The sequence below is a fragment of the Nocardia sp. NPDC057455 genome (assembly GCF_042802775.1).
Taxonomy (GTDB): domain Bacteria; phylum Actinomycetota; class Actinomycetes; order Mycobacteriales; family Mycobacteriaceae; genus Nocardia.
The window spans coordinates 56,749-73,601 of sequence record NZ_JBHVDM010000013.1; the positions used below are offsets into that span (position 1 = coordinate 56,749).

The window sequence follows — 16,853 nt, forward strand, 5'->3', positions numbered from 1 at the left end:
GCCGGCTGTCCCCCCCCCCCACCCCGCGTTGGCGGGCCTATCCGGGGCCCCGGGGCCCGGCCTTTTCCCCCGGGTGCCCGGGGGCTGCGCCCCCCGCGCGCCCGCCGGGGCTGCGCGCGCACCCACGCCGCATGCTGCGCCGCTTGGACCCTGACGACTTGGAGGTCACCGACGTGGACGACCGGCGCACCGAACTGGCGGAGTTGCTGGAGGGAGTGCACTCGCGTCTGCGCAAGGTGTCGGAGTCCTTCGAGACCACGACCCTGTCGCTGCCGGTCGGCATACAGCCGCTGTGGGGTAGCGCGCAGGTTGTCGAATGAACGGCCCCGGCGGTGCGGTCCGCCGCTACCGAGTCGAGCATCGCACCAAGTACTCGTACTCCGGGGAGGTCACCAACTCCTACGGTCGCGCGTACCTCACGCCGCGTGAGCTGCCCGCCCAGCGACTGCTTTCCCACGACATCCGGATCGACCCGGCTCCTTCGGACCGGTCGGTCGGCGCGGACGTGTACGGCAACATCACCTCCTACTTCCACGTCACCACCGAACATCGGGCGCTGGCGGTCGTCGGCGAATCGCTGGTCGAAGTCGAGCTACCCCTTCGGGATGGCAACGGCCCGGCCGACGAGCCGTGGGAGAAGGCACGCCCGGCCGGCGCGAACGTGGAGTTCGTGCTCGACCTGCACCCGCCGGAGATCACCGCGGAGATCGTCGCGTACACCGCCGAATCCTTCCCGCCGGGCAGGCCGCTGCTGGACGCGGTGACCGAGCTGAACACGCGTATCCACCACGACTTCGCCTACCGGTCCGGCGCAACGACGGTGTCCACGCGGGTGGCCGACGTGTTCGCCGCACGCGCCGGTGTCTGTCAGGATTTCGCCCGCCTCGCCGTCGCTTGCCTGCGGTCGCACGGCCTCGCCGCCCGTTATGTGTCCGGCTACCTGGCCACCGATCCGCTGCCGGAAGAGGAACGGATGGTCGGCGCCGACGCCACGCACGCCTGGGCGGCCGTGTGGACACCCGCCGCGAACGGGCGCGACCGAACCGGCCGATGGATCGACCTCGACCCGACCAACGACCAGTTCGGCGACGAGCGCTACATCACCGCCGCCTGGGGCCGGGACTACGCGGACGTCCCTCCGCTGCGCGGCATCATCTACACCGACGCCAAGGACAGCACGATCACCGTCTCCGTCGACGTCATCGAGGTCCGAATCTGACCGGCACGCGACCTACCGGCGCCCGGGAGTCCGAGGGCGATGACGCGGGCGCCGATCCGGGTCCAGCCGCGATGTCCTCGGCTCGCTGCCGCAACAGTCAGGCGTCGGCGGCGGGATGAACAACAGGATCCCGCGGTCATGGCCGCCGGACTTACGAAGCCGCGTTCAGGGGTGCGGCGATGGTGCAGGCGCATGCCGAACCCGAGCAGCCGGTCGAGGTGGCGGTGCATGCGGTGCGCCGGACGCGGGCGCGCGACCACGCCGGTCCGACCATTCGCGGCGGCGATAAGGATGATGCCGAGCGGTTCCAGCCACGACACGCGGACCAGGGTGATCCCGCCGCCGAGGATTCTGGCGGCAGCGATCAGGCTCCGGCCAGGCAGCATCCGACGCAGAGGAACGCGCCCAGACCGATCGGCGTCCACCAACGCCGTGTCCCTGGCGTCCTCAGCGGTCACAGTCGTCGCTGTCGGCGGTGGCGAATGGGACCGGGCAGCAGGGGCTCTCGCTGCAGGCGATCAGGTCGTCACATCCGGCGGCGAGCGCGGCGCGCAGGGTGTCGCGCACCGCGGTCAGCTCGGTGAGCCGAGAATCGATCTCGGCCAGCTTCACCGCGCCGCGGGCTTGCAGCCCGGCATCGGTGCGGCGGTGGCTGCCCGTCCGTGGCCGGTTCGCGCGCCGGTACCGGGAACAGCGCACCACCACGCCCCGGCCACCTATTCGATCCTCGCCGCTCGCCCCGCGTGTGCCGCCCTGAAGCGCCTGCGCTGACGAGGAGCAGGCAGTGGCGCACCTCGGGTGTGCGCGCTGGTCTCCGGTAGAACGCACCGCAACACCCCGGCGCGGGGCGCCTGTGCGGTCGTGGCGCGCGCCCATTGCCGCCGGTGGCGCGCACAATGCTCGCCGAGTCGGTGACCCAGAAGGCTCAGGCGCGCAGGCGCTCCCGGCGGAGCTGGTCGACCTCGGGGAGGTCGAGGGGGGCCAGCTCGGTGACGCCGAGGGCGCGCATCAGCAGCAGGTCGGCGAGTTCGGGGTTGCGGGCCAGCACCGGGCCGTGCATGTACGTGCCGATCACCGAACCCTGGACGACGCCTTCCAGTCCGTCGCCGACGCCGTTGCCGACGCCATGGGTGACGCGTGCCAGGCCGTGCGCTTCACCGCCGAGTTTCGTGCCGCCCCGGTGGTTTTCGAAGCCGGTGAGCGCCGCGGTGAGCCCGTCCAGCAGCGGTGCGGTGGTCACCTCGCCGATCGCGCGCTTGTGCTGCGGCGAGGTGGTGACGTCGATCAGGCCGACGCCGTCCACCCGCTCACCCGCCGAGGTCTCGTACCACTGGCCGAGCACCTGGATGGCCGCGCAGATCGCCAGCACCGGAGCGCCTTTCGCGGCGGCGCGCTGCAAGCCGGGATAGCGCTGCAAGTGCCGGGTGGCCAACCGCTGGGCGGAATCCTCCGCGCCCCCCAGGGTGTAGACGTCCAGGGAGTCCGGTACCGGCTCCGATAGCGTGATCTCCACGATCTCGGCGTCGTGGCCGCGCATGCGCAGTCGCTGGCGCAGCACGAGGGCGTTGCCGCCGTCGCCGTAGGTGCCCATCACGTCCGGCAGCACCAAGCCGATGCGGAAGGTCGAACTCATGATGCCTGCTCCTCGAGGTCACGGTTGAGATCGCGGAACGCGGTGTAGTTCGCCAGCACTTCGACGTGGCCCGCGGGGCACGACGCGATGGCGCGCACCGGATCGGGTACCAGGGTGTGCTCCACTCCGGCGTAGGTCAGCCGCACCGCGAGGTCGGTGGCGCGTTCGCCCGCGGCCACCACCTGCACGCCTTCGAAGCGCTCGAACCGCACGTCCCACAGCCAGGACAGGTCCTCGCCGTCGGGCACTTGGCCGTTCACCGCGATCACGAGGCCCGCGGAGGTCGGCTCGATCATCGACAGCGCCTCCTGCCATCCGGCCGGATTCTTCGCCAGCAGCAGTCGCGCGTCGTGCTCGCCGACCTGCACGGTGCGGTAGCGGCCGGCGATCTCCCGGACCGTGCCCGCGGCCGCGACGGCCTGCTCCGCGTCAGCTCCCAGCGCGACGGCGGCGGCCACCGCCTGTGCTGCGTTACCGCGATTGGCCCGGCCAGGCAGCGCGAGCCGTAGCGGGAAACGCGCGCCATCCGGCCCGACCAGGTCGTCCCCGTCGAGCCACCAATCCGGTTCGGGGCGTTGGAAATCCGCACCGGTACTGCGCCAGTGCTCGCCCTCCCAGACGATCGGCTCGCCGCTGCGCGGGCAGCTGGTCGCGTCCATCGCCCAGCCGCTGCCCGCGGACACCCACACCACGTTGGGGTGGTCGTAGGCGATGGAGGTGACCAGTACGTCGTCACAGTTGGCGATCACCACGGTGGCGGGGTGCTTCGCGAGCCCGGCGCGCAGTTTGCGCTCGATCATGTTGATCTCGCCGACCCGGTCGAGCTGGTCGCGGCTGAGGTTCAGCAGCACCACCGCCGAGGGGTTCAGCGAATCGGTGACGTGCGGCAGGTGCAGTTCGTCCACCTCGATCGCGGCCAGCGGCGCGCGCCGGTGCACGTTGAGCGCGGCGACGATGCCCGCGTCCATGTTCGCGCCGTCGGCCTGGGTCGCGACCGCGCCCAGGGTACTGAGCGCGGCGGTGGTCATCCGCGTGGTGGTGGACTTGCCGTTCGTGCCGGTCACCAGCACGGTGCGCCGCTGCCGCCCCAGCTGGTCCATGACGGTCGGATCGATCTTCAACGCGATCAGGCCGCCGATCATCGAGCCCTTGCCGCGACCCGCCTTCTGCGAGGCCCAAGACGCCGCGGCCGCCGCCGCCAGCGCGAGCCGTCCGCGCACCGATATGTCTGCCACGTCGCGAGTCTATGTTCGCCCCGCGCGCCGGGCGCGCCGCGGTCCGGTGGCGTATGCCACGCGGCTCAGTCGCGGTAGAGCTTGGCCGCGTAGTTCTCCGGCGAGTAGTAGCGCTCCAGTTCCTCCACCGTCTCGGTGACGTTGGTCTGCACCTCTTTGACCAGGCAGGCAGGGCTCGGCAAGGTGTCCTCCGGCCACTGCTCGGGCTCCCAGAGGTGACTGCGCATGAACGCCTTGGCGCAGTGGAAGAAGATCTGGTCGATATCCACCTCGACGGCGAGGATCGGGCGATGCCCGCGCACCACCATGTCCTCGAAGTACGGCGCGTCGCGCACCAGCCGGGCGCGGCCGTTGATCCGCAGCGTCTCGCGGCGGCCCGGGATCAGGAACAGCAGGCCGACGTGCGGGTTGGCCAGGATGTTGAGATAGCCGTCGGCGCGCCGGTTACCGGGGCGCTCCGGGATGGCGAGGGTGGTGTCGTCGAGCACCCGCACGAACCCCGCCGGATCGCCCTTCGGGGAGGCGTCGCAGTTGCCGTGAGCATCGCTGGTGCTCATCACCAGGAACGGCGAGGTGGCGATCCACTCCCGGTCCCTGGCGTGCAGGGCGGCCCGCTCCTTGGTGGCGACGCGCGGCGCCACGTCGCCGAGCAATCGACGCAAGTCGGCCGCATCGCTGATCTCGTTGGGGACGGTGCTGTCGGGCATATTCCGATTCAAGCACTGCCTGCGCGCCGAGGGCGATCGAATTCCGTTCGGCCGAGAGGAGATCGGTCACCCTTCGGCGGCTTGGACGGAAAAGTCGAAGAGGTTGGGTCGCCCGGCCGCAGCACACCGGACAGGGTACAGGTGAAGGTGTGCCATCCGGCTGATCGTCCAAGATAGTCAACGACTCACGAGCCGAGTTCATTGGTCAAATCGATCAGGAACTGCGATGCGCTACGGATCTGCTGGTCGGAGACGTCGAATTTTCGTGCAGCCCGTCCGGTTTCGATCAGAGCCGTGTTCACCGTGAGGGAGCCTTGCCAACCGTCAACCTTGGTTACGATACGAACCGCATCGTCGGTGCGATTCAGCCACACCTTCTCCTTGTACCCGGCTTGCGGAACATAGCTCGCGTCACCTTTGAGTAAGGGAGGATCCGTTTCGCTCGGCAACATGGCTCGAAGCCTTGTCTGTCCCACTCCTACCAAGTCGGCCTGCCTTATGGTACACGTGGCCCCCCGCGCTATCGGATCTTCGGGTTTATCGGACCCGTATTCGATAGCTACATGGGCTATCCCGAGGTCGCTTGCAAAAAAATTCAGCGTTCTGTTGCACTGATCGCGAAGAGTATGGTGAGAGTCTTCTGGTGTAGAACTATTGTTCATTATTCCGCACCCCGGTACGAGCACGATGGCTACAAGCCCTGCAGTCGCGCGAACCAAGCATCCTACGACCCTACTCAATCATCGCTCCTATCTCGATGGATGCCGGTCACTGCGTCCGCCTGTCCGTATTCACGGACCACTTATTTGTGCCATCCGTGACAGTTGCGTCATCGAACTTGGCGGACTCGTTGACGGCCATCGGTGGCCATGTGTTGTCCGGCAGACCATCGATATCCGAGCTAGCCTGCGCTATCCGGTTTCCATTGATAATGCTGTTCTGGGCTGACGAGGCGATGCTTCCAATCGCCAAGGCGATTGCATTGTATGCATTGCCGATGGATGCCACGATATCTCCGGTTTGTGCCGCTGCAAGTGGTCCCGAAGCGGCGATAGCGTACAACTCGCCTAGGCTGGAAATAAATGAAAGAATAGCTTCAACTATCTCTCGGTAGAACTCTAGCGTCTTTACTGCAACATCCTCCAGTGCGGCCGCTATCGTTTCGCATGACGCCGGAAGCGCTTGTTGGGAGCAGGGCCTTTCTTGTCGTGTTCTACAATTTTCATATGACTCCGCCGCAATTCCCGACCAATGAGCTTTAAGTGACGTCTCGCCGATTTGGGTCCCAGCGTTCGTAACCGCACTTGCGATATCGCGCCACGTATTGGCGTAATCGATGAATGTAATCGGGACTGCTATCCCCTTTATCAGCTTGGCCAGTTCGGTGGCGGTGTCTTCGATGCTCTGCTGGATCTTGTCCCGTTCTTCCCAGAGTCTGTCGACGACCTCCTCGGCACCGAGTCCGCCCCCGAGGCCGAAGAATGCCCAACCGGATATGCGAACGGCTTTTACTATATCCCCAAAGGCGTCATCAACCTTCTCGGGATGATTTTTCAGTTCATCCGCCTTAGTTGTGATTACCTCAATGTTTGTACTAAGGTCTGTTCGTGCCTGGGGGTACTTGTCTTCGCTCATGCTCCGGCGCTACCTCAGTAGAGGTCACGGATCTCGTGCTCATGCCCCTCGTCCTCGGCCTGATAAGTATCCGCTACCAGACGGAGGGTTTGAGCAATCTCGCTAAAAACTGCTACTCCCTCCTTCATTCGTTCGTGCACAAAGTCGGGAGCCGATTTATACTTATCGTAGGCAAGTGCGAAGATGCCCGCCTCGAGCTTCTCGAACTTAGCTTTCTCGGTGTGCTTTTGCGCCTCTTGCAATGCGGCCGCGGCCTCATCCCAGTTGGTTGCAGCGCTGCGCACTTGATCTACCGCGACTGAGATAGCGTTCTTCGACGGTGCGGCCATATTAAACCCTCAACTCCTCGATCAAATTTTCGCGATGCCGAATATGATGATATTCGAGATCCTTTATCGAGTACCTGGAGTAATCTTGCCGAACCATGAAGGCGGGGCGCAGCTCGCGGACTCGATCGGCGCAATAAAGTATCTCATCGGCTATCTGGAAGGGATCAGCCTGCCGCGCCCACTCTGGCCAGATCCGTATGGAATTCAATTGAAAGCAATTAGCGTGCACCAAGGTTACCGGCTCATTATGAATCCACACCCGGCCGTGAACGTCAAAACTGTTCCGGCTGAATATGCGCGCCTGAGCTTCGCGATAATCAGCCCAGCTAGCAGTTTCAAGTAACAAAGTCAACACTGTGCGTCGGTCGGGAACTGCGCACTCGTGTCGAAATTTTCCGCTGAAGAACTCTCCAGATTTGATAGTCTCGCCTAGATGGATTCCGAGGGCCTTTTGGTATGCCCGCATAATTTCCGCACCAGCGTCACTTCCGTCCACATAACGGTGCCACTGGGGGATTAGCTGTATACGGATCGGTAGGAGTCCTCTGTCGAGCTGTACAGTCGCGTATGTGGAGTCCTGCCAGTTCTGCGGCTGACCGGCACCGACATCAGTCGGCATTGGTCCTGCAGCCAGGTGTTGTGGCCTAACGGATTTCGAAGCAGGGACTACATTTCGCGAAGGCGATGCAGGATTCCGTGGAGATGACGGAGGGTGTGTGAGAGGCCGCCTATTCACCGCTAGAGGTTCATCATCCCAGAACTCGTCCGGGTCATCGTAATGGTTGAACCAACCTCCGTTGGTCATCGCAGCACCTCACGACAGTCACGGAGTGCCCTTGTGGGCAGCGGACTATTCGTTGGATTCGACATCACACCCCCCGTTCGCGTGAATCTGCCCGGCCTGGGCCCGGCAAGCGACTATCATTCCGGCCGTTGTTCGCGTTGTCAACCTGCAGATACGACACACCAGTTGTGCGAGAGCCGTTGGGATTGTGCGCATCTCGCCACCTTCGCCCGCTTCGAAAACATGGCCGGAGAACGACAGACAGGCACCTTGGCAGCCGCGACCGGCTTCTCTGCCCACCGGGGGGTTGTCATCCGGTGGTCGGCATCCACACGTGACGAAAGCCTTTACGAGCCAGTTGGCTCGGCGGTCGGATCGTTCACCCGGAACCATATCTCAAGGGTCGTCCTCGACACTCGCATTCGGACCGCTCGATGATCAAGCACGTGACCGCTGGCCCGGACGGTGCCGCTGACCTGGTGATGCGCTGGCAATCAAAATCCGTTCTGATAGGGGATATCGATCGTCGGTCAAAGCGGGATGTCGAACATGTTGGGCTGTCCCGCCGCGTACCGGTCGGCGTCGATCCGGCGCAGCGGTTCCAGTTCGGGCGCGCGGTAGAGGGTGTACATCCGGCAGCGCTCCGCATTCGAACCGGCGACGTCCAGCAGCGCGTTCACCGCGGCGCGCGCGGACTCGTTGGCGCCCTCCATGGTCGCCAGATCGACGTTCGTGCGCACGTAATCGCCTGCGAGGAACAGGTTTTCCATTGCGCCGTGCGCCTGCGGGCGGTACTCCCACGAGCCGGCGGTGTTGATCAGCAGCGGGTCGGCATTGGCATTGCGCCGCTGCCCCTCCTGCCAGGTGATGCCCGGGTCGAGGAACCAGGAATGCAGGTCGGCGTCGCCCAGCACTTCGCCGCGATCGTCCAGGTGCGCCCGGATCTGCGCCCAGGCCTCGCGCGCGATCTCCTCGTGCGTGCACTCCTTGGCCGGTTTGCCGAACACAATGCCGGGAGTGTTCCAGTCGGAGATGTCCACCGACAGGCAGTCCTGCACGGTGCCGTCACCGAACTCGGTCAGCTTGCGGCGCCACAACTGGTTCTGGCTGATCGAGGTGAGCGACCACGGCGCGTCGATATAGGCGGTGTGGCCGCGCGAGATATCGGCCGATCGCCGCAGATAGAACTGGATGCCGTTCATCCAGTCGGTGACGAGGTGGTCCATTCCCGCCAATTCCGGCCGGACGGCGAGTACCTGCGGCGACCACAGGGTGCGCGCCCGTTCGGCGGGCAGGGCGACGACGAAGTAGTCCGCCTCGACCGTGCGTTGCGCGCCGGTTTCGTCCACGACGCGGGCCGCGACGATCCTGCGGTCGCGCACCTCCAGCTCGCGCACCTCGGCGCCCAGCGCGAACTCCGCCCCGAGTTCGCGGATCCGCCGCATCCACGGCTCGATCCAGACCGCGTTGGTCGGGCCGTCGAGCACGCGGTCCAAGCCGCCGTCGTTGCCGATCCCCATCGGATTGCCGAGGAACTGCTCGCCCATCGTGCCGATGGTGCGCACGCTCGCGACGTTCTCCTTCGCGGCGACCATGATGCTGGTCAGCGTGCGCGAGAGCAGCGCGCGGAACTCGTGGGAGCGCGCGTGGCCGCCGACGAAATCGTGCCAGGAGGTGCGCTCCCACTGACCGACGCGGCGGGCATCGCAGCTGGTATTGAAGACCAGCAGGCGTTCGGCGAAGTAGATGCCCTCGTCGGGGGGCATCTTCAGCGTGGTCGACAGCGCCGCGCCGATCGTTTCGCGGAAGCTGTCCGGCGAGAATTCGGCGCGGGAGCGCGGACCGAGCGGGACGCGGAAGTCGTCGCCGCCGCGGCGGGCGAATCGTGCTTCCGGCACCGCGACGAGGTTGTCCCATACGCCGTTGGCATTGCCGGGGAACGGGATTCGACGCATGGTGTCCGGCACGTGCTGATAGAAGCCGGGAAAGAAGCGGAAGCCGTGTTCGCCGGGTAAATCCGGTCGTCCCCCCGCACCGGTGCCCGGCACGCCGACGCTGCGGGCTTTGCCGCCCCACGCGCGCTTTTCGTAGACGGTGACCTGGAATCCGCGTTCGGCCAGCTCGTGCGCTGCGGTGAGACCGGCGACGCCGCCGCCCAGCACCGCGACCCGTCTCCCACCGGAATTCGCGGCGGCCGGCGTCGGTCGTAACGCACCTGCCGCCAGCGCACCCGCTGCCACTCCTGCCGCGACCGTGTTACGAAGCAGTGCTCTTCGCGATACGGTCCATCGATTTTCTGCCATGCGCCGCTCTGCTGCCTAGAACCGGGACCAACTTCCACGCCGGGCACTACTGTAAGGCGGCAATTCGAGGATCTCGCACCCACCCCGCAAAGCGATCGGTGCGCCGTGCGGAATCCGTGCGACCGAGCACACGCGGGGGGAGCGCTTCGGCGTCCGGGGTGGTCGGCGCCGATCAGGTCGCGCAGGTCGGTTCGGCCCGCGGTGTCCGTCGGCGGTGGCCGGATGCGGGCGTGACCGCCTGTCGGGCCGGGTGACCGGAGTCGGCCGGTGCGAATGCGATCGGTGCTCCGGTGCGGACGTCGGCCGTCGCCGCACGCGGCCTGCTCGACGTGGCGGCGAACGCGCCCGCCAGCACCACCACGCCGCCGACCAGGGACAACGGGGTCGGTATCTCGCCGAGGACAGTCCAGGCGGCGGCGATCCCGACCACCGGAACGAGCAACGAGAACGGCGCGACGAGCCCGGCGGGATAACGCCCGAGCAGATAGGTCCACAGTCCCGTGCCGACCACGGTGGCGAGAACGGCGATATAGGCGAGCGCCAGCAGCGCGGGCAATCCCTCGGCGGTGAACGACTCGGCCAAGGCGCGAGCGCCCGCGGTCGGGCCTTCGGCGAACAGCGACAGCGCGAACAGCGGCACCGGCGGAACGGCGGTGGTCCACAGCATCAGATGCAGCGGGTTGACGCCCTGGGTCTCGGTACCGGCCAGGCGTGCGCCGATGTTGCCGAAGGCCCAGCCGAGGCCGCCCGCCAAGGTGAGTAGCACCGGCAGCAGGGTGGCGTGTCCCAGCCGGTCCCAGCCGATCACCGCCATGCCCGCCACCGCGACGGTGATGCCCGCGACCTGCACCGGACGAAGTCGCTCACCGAGCAGCAGCGCGCCGAGCAGCACGGTGAACGGCGCCGAGGACTGCAGGACCAGCGAGGCCAGCCCGGTCGGCATGCCCACCCGCATCGCGGTGAACAGGAACGCGAACTGCAGGATGCCGAACCCGGTGCCGTACAGCAGGATCCAGCGCATTCGCACCGGAGGGCGCGGAATGAACAGCAGCGCGGGCACCGCGAGCACCGCGAAGCGCAGTGCCGCGAAGAAGAACGGGGGGAAGTGGTCGAGCCCCACTCGGATGGCGAGAAAGTTCACTCCCCAGAGCAGGACGACGGTCAAGCCGAGCAGGCGGTCGCGGTTGGTCACGCACTTCATCGTGCGGCTCGCTAACCATCAGAACAATCGAATAATTGTGGATAGATGATGTAGCATCGCTTAATGGATTCCGGCTCTGTCGCACCCGGTCCGCCCATGGCCGTGGAGCGGCTGCGTGTCCTACGTGAACTGGCCGATCGCGGCACCGTGGTCGCCGTCGCCGCGGCGCTGTCGATGACGCCCTCCGCCGTTTCCCAACAGCTCAAGGTGCTGGCCAGGGAAGCGGGCGTGACCCTGCTCGAACCGGACGGCAGGCGGGTCCGGCTCACCGACGCCGGCCGCGCCCTGGTGGTGCGCGCCGACGAAGTGCTCGCGGCCATGGACCGCGCGGTCGCCGAGATGGCGCACTATCGCGGTTCACCGCGCGGTCGGGTCCGCGTCGCGGTGTTCCCCTCCGGCGGCGCGTTACTGCTGCCGCATGTGCTGCCCGGCATGCTGGACAGCGGTGTCGAGGTGGTCGCGCGGGACGAGGACGTGCCCCCGTCGGAGGTAGCGCGACTGCTCGCCGACTACGACGTGGTTCTGACCCACCGCGACGAACGCGCCGCGCCGATCGCCGACCCGCGCGTCGCGACCCGGGTACTCATGCGCGAACCGATCGATGTCGTCGTGGCGCCGACGCATCGGCTCGCGGGCCGCTCGGCCGTGGCGCCGGAGGAGCTGGCCGACGAGACCTGGCTGAGCGTGCGCGGCGGATTCCCCGTTGACGACGTGCTGCGCTCGATTGCCACCGTGACCGGCGTGCAGCCGCGCATAGCGCAGCGGCTCAACGATTTCCGCGTCATCGAGACGCTGGTCGCCATCGGCTACGGCGTCGCCCTCATGCCGCGCTACGCGGTTGGCCACCCCGACCTGGCGGTGTTGCGGCTATCCGGTGTGCGTGCCGCCCGGATGTACGAACTGGCCACCCGACCCAGGGCCGATGCCCGTCCGGCGATCACGGCTGTGCTCGCGGCATTCGAAACGGCCGCCACGTGGGTGACCGCCGACTCCGGGACGGTGCGCGAAAAGAACACCGCCGCACCGGTATGACTCCGGGCGGCGGCGTTCGAATCGGGGGATGAACCGATCAGAATCCGTGCGGCGGCGGTTGCCGGTAGGGATGCTGGCTCTGCGAGCTGACGTAGCCGAAGTCGTCGGCGACCATAGCCGCCAGCTCCAGCAACGCCCGCCGCGTCGGCTTGCTCACCAGTTCCAGATCGATCTCCGCGCCCTCGGCGAGATGGTCGTCGAACGGCACCACCTGCACCGCGCGGGTGCGGTCGAGGAACAGTTTGCGCAGCTGGTCGAGATCGACGGTGGACGCGCCGCGCCGGGAAGCGTTCACCACCACGACCGTTCGCTCCACCAGCTTGCCGTAGCCGTGGTGGTCGAGCCAGTCCAGCGTGGCCGAGGCGCTGCGCGCGCCGTCGATGGCGGGCGAGGTGACCAGCACCAGCGAACTCGCCATATCCAGTACGCCGGCCATCGCGGAGTGCATCAAGCCGGTTCCGCAGTCGGTCAGAATAATGTTGTAGAACGATTGCAGGATGCTGATCGCCTTGCGGTAGTCCGCTTCGCTGAACGCCTCGGAGACCGCCGGATCCTGTTCACTGGCAAGCACTTCCAGACGGCTCGGTGCCTGCGAGGTGTGCGCCCGAACGTCGGAGTACCTGGTGATGTGCTGATCCTCGAGCAGGTTGCGCACGGTCGAGCGGGTTTGCCGCGGCACCCGGTGCGCGAGTGTGCCCAGGTCGGGATTGGCATCGATCGCGATCACCCGGTCGCCGCGCTGCGTGGCGAAGGTGGAGCCGAGACCGACCGTGGTGGTTGTCTTTCCGACGCCGCCCTTGAGCGAGAGGATCGCGATCCGGTAGTCCCCGCGCACCGGCTGGTTCACCCGGTCGGCGAGGTCCTGGTAGACGATGTCTGCGGCCGACTCGCCCGGGTTGATCATGCCGCCGGACGCCTTGTGCACGGCGCGGCGCCAACCGCTGCGCGGCGCCCTGCGGGCCCGCCGGAGCAGATTGAGATCGTTCACCGAATGTCCCGGCTGGCCGGGCTGCGGCACATGCTGCGGCTGGAACGGCGGTGCGGACTGATGCGGCGGTCCGCCTTGCCAGCTCGGCATCTGCGGTTGCCCGATCGGCGGCGGAGGCGGCGGTTGATAAGGGGGAGGCGGCGGTTGATGTGTCACCGGCGGGGGTGGCGGCGCCCAGCTGTAGATCGGGCCGCTGGACTGATCCTGCTGCGGCGCACCGGGTTCGGGCTGCGCGGAGTCGACGGGTACCCGCCGGACCAAGCCGTCGCCGCCGATCTCCTGGCGGTACTCCCCGTAACCGGGATGGGGCCCGTCCGGAGGTGTGGCTATTGGGTGGCTACCGCTGTGACTCGGCGGCGGCTGAAATGCGCCGGTAGCGAACGGCTCCCCCGGAAAAGGCGACGGAGGGGGATACGAGCCCGGACCGGGCGGGGCGTAGGAACCGTAGGGTTCGGCCGGTCCGCCCTGCGGGGGCGCCCAAGCCTGCGCCGGTGCGCCTGCTTGCGGATAGACCGTGGTCTGCTCCGTCGAGCTTTGCGGCTCCGGCTGTTCGGGCTGTGCGTCCGGCTGGGCAGGCCCATCCGTCACGTCGGATTCCTTCGCTTCCTCGCCGCCGATCGGCTCGGCCGACTGGTCGGTGGTCGCTGACTCCGCGTCGCTGACTTCGGCCGTATCCACGGAATGACTCTGCAGCCAGGGCGGAGAGGTCGGATTGTGGTCGTTAGTTGTCACGGTTCCCCCATCTGCTCGGGAATTCGAGCAGAGAGCTCGGCGCTTGGAGTGCGAATCCCACGCTAGCACGGGGTTCGCTGCGCCGTGTCGCGGCAGGCGTGCCGGACGTGGGGAGCGGCGCGCTCCACAACCGGTCTGCGCCAGCGGGATCGGGCGCCGCGCGGTGGAACCGTCGCGACGCCCGTCCGAGCTTTTCCGGAATGCGCTGTCAGTGCGACCGGTTCACCGCCGACACCACCGCGCGCAGCGACGCGGTGGTGATCGAGGTGGCGATGCCTACGCCCCATACCACCCGGTCACCGATCGCGCACTCGACGTAGGCGGCAGCCTGCGCGTCGTCGCCCGCGGACATGGCGTGCTCGGAGTAGTCCAGCACCTCGACGTCGAAGCCGACCGCGCCGATCGCGTCGACGAACGCCGCCAGCGGTCCGTTGCCCTTACCGGTGATCTCCTGCTCGACGCCGTCGACCTTCACCACGGCCACGATGGAATCGACCCCGCCGTCGGTCTCCGACGCGGTGACCTTCTGGCGCATCCGCTCCAGCGGGCGGATCGGGCTCAGGTACTCCTCGTGGAAGACGTCCCACATCTCCTTGGGGGTCACCTCGCCGCCCTCGCCGTCGGTGATCTTCTGGATCGCCTGGGAGAACTCGATCTGCAGCCGCCGCGGCAACGCCAGCCCGTGGTCGGTCTTCATGATGTAGGCGACGCCGCCCTTGCCGGACTGCGAGTTCACTCGGATGACCGCCTCGTAGGTGCGGCCGACGTCCTTCGGGTCGATCGGCAGGTAGGGCACCTCCCAGACGATGTCGGCGACATCCGCCCCGGCGGCGTCGGCCGTGGCCTTCATCGCGTCCAGGCCCTTGTTGATGGCGTCCTGATGGCTGCCGGAGAACGCGGTGTAGACCAGGTCGCCGCCGTACGGGTGGCGCTCGTGCACCGGCAGCTGGTTGCAGTACTCGACGGTGCGGCGGATCTCGTCGATGTCGGAGAAGTTGATCTGCGGATCGATGCCGCGGGAGAACATGTTCATCCCCAGCGTGACCAAGCAGACGTTGCCGGTGCGCTCACCGTTGCCGAACAGGCAGCCCTCGATCCGGTCGGCGCCCGCCTGGTAGCCCAGTTCGGCGGCGGCCACGGCGGTGCCGCGGTCGTTGTGCGGGTGCAGCGACAGCACGATCGAGTCACGGCGGGCCAGGTTGCGGCTCATCCACTCGATCGAGTCGGCGTAGACGTTCGGGGTGGCCATCTCCACGGTGGCGGGCAAATTGATGATCAGCGGCTTGTCCGGTGTCGGCGCGATGATCGCCGAGACCGCGTCGCAGACGTCTCTGGCGTACTCCAGCTCGGTGCCGGTGTAGGACTCCGGGCTGTACTCGTAGCGCCAGGTGGTGTCCGGGTAGCGCTGCTCGATCTCCAGGCACAGCGCGGCGGCGTCGGTGGCGATCTTCTTCACCGCCTCGCGGTCGGCGCGGAACACCACCTTCCGCTGCAGGATCGAGGTGGAGTTGTAGAAGTGCACGATGACGCTGTGCGCGCCCGCACATGCTTCGAATGTGCGTTCGATCAATTCCGGGCGGCACTGGGTCAGCACCTGAATGGTCACGTCGTCGGGGATCGCGCCGTCCTCGATGATCTCGCGGACGAAGTCGAAATCGGTCTGGCTCGCCGAGGGGAACCCGACCTCGATCTCCTTGTAACCCATCCGCACCAGCAGGTCGAACATGCGGCGCTTGCGGGCCGGACTCATCGGGTCGATCAACGCTTGGTTACCGTCGCGCAGGTCGACCGCACACCAGCCCGGCGCCCGATCGGTGACCCGGTCCGGCCAGGTGCGGTCGGGCAGTGTGATCGGCTCGACCTCCTCGGCGAACGGCCGATAGCGGAACGTCGGCATCGAGGAGTTCTTCTGTTGGTTCCACCCGGGCTGGTCGGCGGGGGCGGGTTTGCTCGGCGCGGTGATGGTGCGCGCGGCGGATACGAATGCGTCAGCAGGGGACATGGGGGTTTCTCCCGAGGATGTCGTTTTTCCCAATGGGCTGGGTCGACCGGCGCGGCAAAACCCCGCGACGGGAGCCGGTCCGATCAGACCCCGTCGCGGCGGTCGAGAAGAAGTGCCCGCTGCATGATGTCCGCGAGTTTACCGTGCCGGTGTCCGGTCGGGAAGGGAGGTCCCGTCGTCCGGTGATCCGACGACCGGGCTACCGTTCGGTCCGGCAGTGGACAACGCTTGTACGGGCCCCCGGGCCCGACGGGACGTCGAAGGATTGGCTATGACCTGGCTGGAGCAACTGGCCGTCTTCGGTGCGGGCATCGCGGCGGGCGGCATCAACACCATCGTCGGCTCCGGCACGCTGATCACGTTCCCCGTACTCCTCGCCTTCGGCCTGCCGCCGGTGACCGCGAACGTCTCCAACACGATCGGTCTGGTCCCCGGTTCGATCAGCGGCGTACACGGATATCGCAGGGAACTCGCAGGCCAGCGCGACCGGCTGGTGCGGCTTGGCACCGCGTCGCTGCTCGGCGGCATCACCGGCGCGGTGCTGCTGCTGGTGTTGCCTGCCGCCGCGTTCAAGGCGATCGTGCCCATATTGATCATCCTCGCACTGGTGCTGGTGGTCGTGCAGCCGCGACTGGCAGGCTGGGTCAAGCGACGCAGGGACAACGACGGCGCCCCGGCCCCCGCGCACGGTGGACCCGTCCTGTTCGCCGCGATCTTCGCCACAGGTGTCTACGGCGGCTACTTCGGGGCCGCCCAAGGTGTGCTGCTGATCGGTTTGCTGGGCGTTTTCGTGCACGACGACATCCAGCGCCTCAACGGGGTGAAGAACGCGCTCGCCCTGATCGTGAACGCGGTGTCCGCGCTGATCTTCATCGTCGTGGCGGATGTCGACTGGCGTGCGGCGGCGCTGATCGCGCTCGGATCCATCATCGGCGGGCAGTTGGGTGCGCGGGTGGGCAGGCGGATGCCGCCGATCGCGCTGCGCGCGGTCATCGTCGTGGTCGGCCTGATCGCGGTGATCCGTCTCTTGACGACTTAGAAGGCCGCTCGTGG

The 16,853-nt window shown here is 67.0% G+C and carries 17 protein-coding genes; 5 read left to right on the forward strand and 12 right to left on the reverse strand.

Annotated elements, in window-relative coordinates:
- Window positions 1-143 precede the first annotated feature (143 nt).
- Window positions 144-320: a hypothetical protein gene (locus ACFU5M_RS07825; protein WP_379045535.1), complete on the forward strand. Its 177-nt coding sequence runs from the start codon at window positions 144-146 to the stop codon at window positions 318-320.
- A complete protein-coding gene (locus ACFU5M_RS07830; RefSeq protein ID WP_379045538.1) occupies window positions 317-1,219 on the forward strand; it encodes a transglutaminase N-terminal domain-containing protein in 903 nt (300 codons plus the stop codon). Before ACFU5M_RS07825 ends, ACFU5M_RS07830 begins: the two co-directional genes overlap by 4 nt.
- On the opposite strand, the gene ACFU5M_RS07835 is transcribed toward ACFU5M_RS07830, so the two are convergent.
- The 8 genes from ACFU5M_RS07835 to ACFU5M_RS07870 all read right to left on the reverse strand — a co-directional run bounded on the left by ACFU5M_RS07835 (window position 1,156) and on the right by ACFU5M_RS07870 (window position 6,758).
- The gene (locus ACFU5M_RS07835) at window positions 1,156-1,647 is read right to left on the reverse strand and encodes a hypothetical protein (protein WP_379045541.1); all 492 of its coding nucleotides are present in this window, start codon (window positions 1,645-1,647) and stop codon (window positions 1,156-1,158) included. The two genes, ACFU5M_RS07830 and ACFU5M_RS07835, sit on opposite strands and share 64 nt — an antisense overlap.
- Before the next feature lie 19 nt (window positions 1,648-1,666).
- Window positions 1,667-1,924, reverse strand: a complete 258-nt coding sequence (locus ACFU5M_RS07840) for a hypothetical protein (protein ID WP_379045544.1) — start codon at window positions 1,922-1,924, stop codon at window positions 1,667-1,669.
- A gap of 220 nt (window positions 1,925-2,144) precedes the next feature.
- Window positions 2,145-2,855 (reverse strand): type 1 glutamine amidotransferase, encoded by a 711-nt coding sequence (locus ACFU5M_RS07845; protein ID WP_379045692.1) that lies wholly within the window; start codon window positions 2,853-2,855, stop codon window positions 2,145-2,147.
- A complete protein-coding gene (locus tag ACFU5M_RS07850) occupies window positions 2,849-4,087 on the reverse strand; it encodes a MurT ligase domain-containing protein (protein ID WP_379045547.1) in 1,239 nt (412 codons plus the stop codon). Before ACFU5M_RS07850 ends, ACFU5M_RS07845 begins: the two co-directional genes overlap by 7 nt.
- 65 nt (window positions 4,088-4,152) lie before the next feature.
- The gene (locus ACFU5M_RS07855; protein ID WP_379045550.1) at window positions 4,153-4,794 is read right to left on the reverse strand and encodes a pyridoxamine 5'-phosphate oxidase family protein; all 642 of its coding nucleotides are present in this window, start codon (window positions 4,792-4,794) and stop codon (window positions 4,153-4,155) included.
- 185 nt (window positions 4,795-4,979) lie between these two features.
- Window positions 4,980-5,246, reverse strand: a complete 267-nt coding sequence (locus ACFU5M_RS07860) for a hypothetical protein (RefSeq protein ID WP_379045553.1) — start codon at window positions 5,244-5,246, stop codon at window positions 4,980-4,982.
- Window positions 5,247-5,562: 316 nt separating this feature from the next.
- Complete coding sequence (locus tag ACFU5M_RS07865; RefSeq protein WP_379045557.1) at window positions 5,563-6,429, reverse strand: hypothetical protein; 867 nt, start codon at window positions 6,427-6,429, stop codon at window positions 5,563-5,565.
- 14 nt (window positions 6,430-6,443) lie between these two features.
- The gene (locus ACFU5M_RS07870; protein WP_379045560.1) at window positions 6,444-6,758 is read right to left on the reverse strand and encodes a type VII secretion target; all 315 of its coding nucleotides are present in this window, start codon (window positions 6,756-6,758) and stop codon (window positions 6,444-6,446) included.
- A gap of 34 nt (window positions 6,759-6,792) precedes the next feature.
- Here ACFU5M_RS07870 and ACFU5M_RS07875 point away from each other — a divergent pair, with 34 nt between their 5' ends.
- The gene (locus ACFU5M_RS07875) at window positions 6,793-7,101 is read left to right on the forward strand and encodes a hypothetical protein (protein WP_379045563.1); all 309 of its coding nucleotides are present in this window, start codon (window positions 6,793-6,795) and stop codon (window positions 7,099-7,101) included.
- Window positions 7,102-8,072: 971 nt separating this feature from the next.
- Here ACFU5M_RS07875 and ACFU5M_RS07880 read toward each other — a convergent pair.
- Together ACFU5M_RS07880 and ACFU5M_RS07885 are read right to left on the reverse strand one after the other, a co-directional pair.
- On the reverse strand, window positions 8,073-9,845 hold the full coding sequence (locus tag ACFU5M_RS07880; protein ID WP_379045566.1) for an FAD-dependent oxidoreductase: 1,773 nt from the start codon (window positions 9,843-9,845) through the stop codon (window positions 8,073-8,075).
- Between the two features lie 172 nt (window positions 9,846-10,017).
- On the reverse strand, window positions 10,018-11,037 hold the full coding sequence (locus ACFU5M_RS07885; protein ID WP_379045571.1) for an EamA family transporter: 1,020 nt from the start codon (window positions 11,035-11,037) through the stop codon (window positions 10,018-10,020).
- A gap of 105 nt (window positions 11,038-11,142) precedes the next feature.
- On the opposite strand from ACFU5M_RS07885, the gene ACFU5M_RS07890 reads away from it, so the two are divergent.
- Window positions 11,143-12,078, forward strand: coding sequence for a LysR family transcriptional regulator (locus tag ACFU5M_RS07890; RefSeq protein WP_379045695.1), 936 nt, complete (start codon window positions 11,143-11,145; stop codon window positions 12,076-12,078).
- Between the two features lie 37 nt (window positions 12,079-12,115).
- Here the strand turns inward: ACFU5M_RS07890 and ACFU5M_RS07895 are convergent, their stop codons facing one another.
- Complete coding sequence (locus tag ACFU5M_RS07895) at window positions 12,116-13,744, reverse strand: AAA family ATPase (protein ID WP_379045574.1); 1,629 nt, start codon at window positions 13,742-13,744, stop codon at window positions 12,116-12,118.
- 262 nt (window positions 13,745-14,006) lie between these two features.
- Window positions 14,007-15,800, reverse strand: coding sequence for a 2-isopropylmalate synthase (gene leuA / locus ACFU5M_RS07900; RefSeq protein WP_379045577.1), 1,794 nt, complete (start codon window positions 15,798-15,800; stop codon window positions 14,007-14,009).
- Between the two features lie 271 nt (window positions 15,801-16,071).
- Here leuA and ACFU5M_RS07905 point away from each other — a divergent pair, with 271 nt between their 5' ends.
- Window positions 16,072-16,839 (forward strand): sulfite exporter TauE/SafE family protein, encoded by a 768-nt coding sequence (locus ACFU5M_RS07905; RefSeq protein WP_379045580.1) that lies wholly within the window; start codon window positions 16,072-16,074, stop codon window positions 16,837-16,839.
- The last annotated feature ends 14 nt before the right edge of the window (window positions 16,840-16,853 follow it).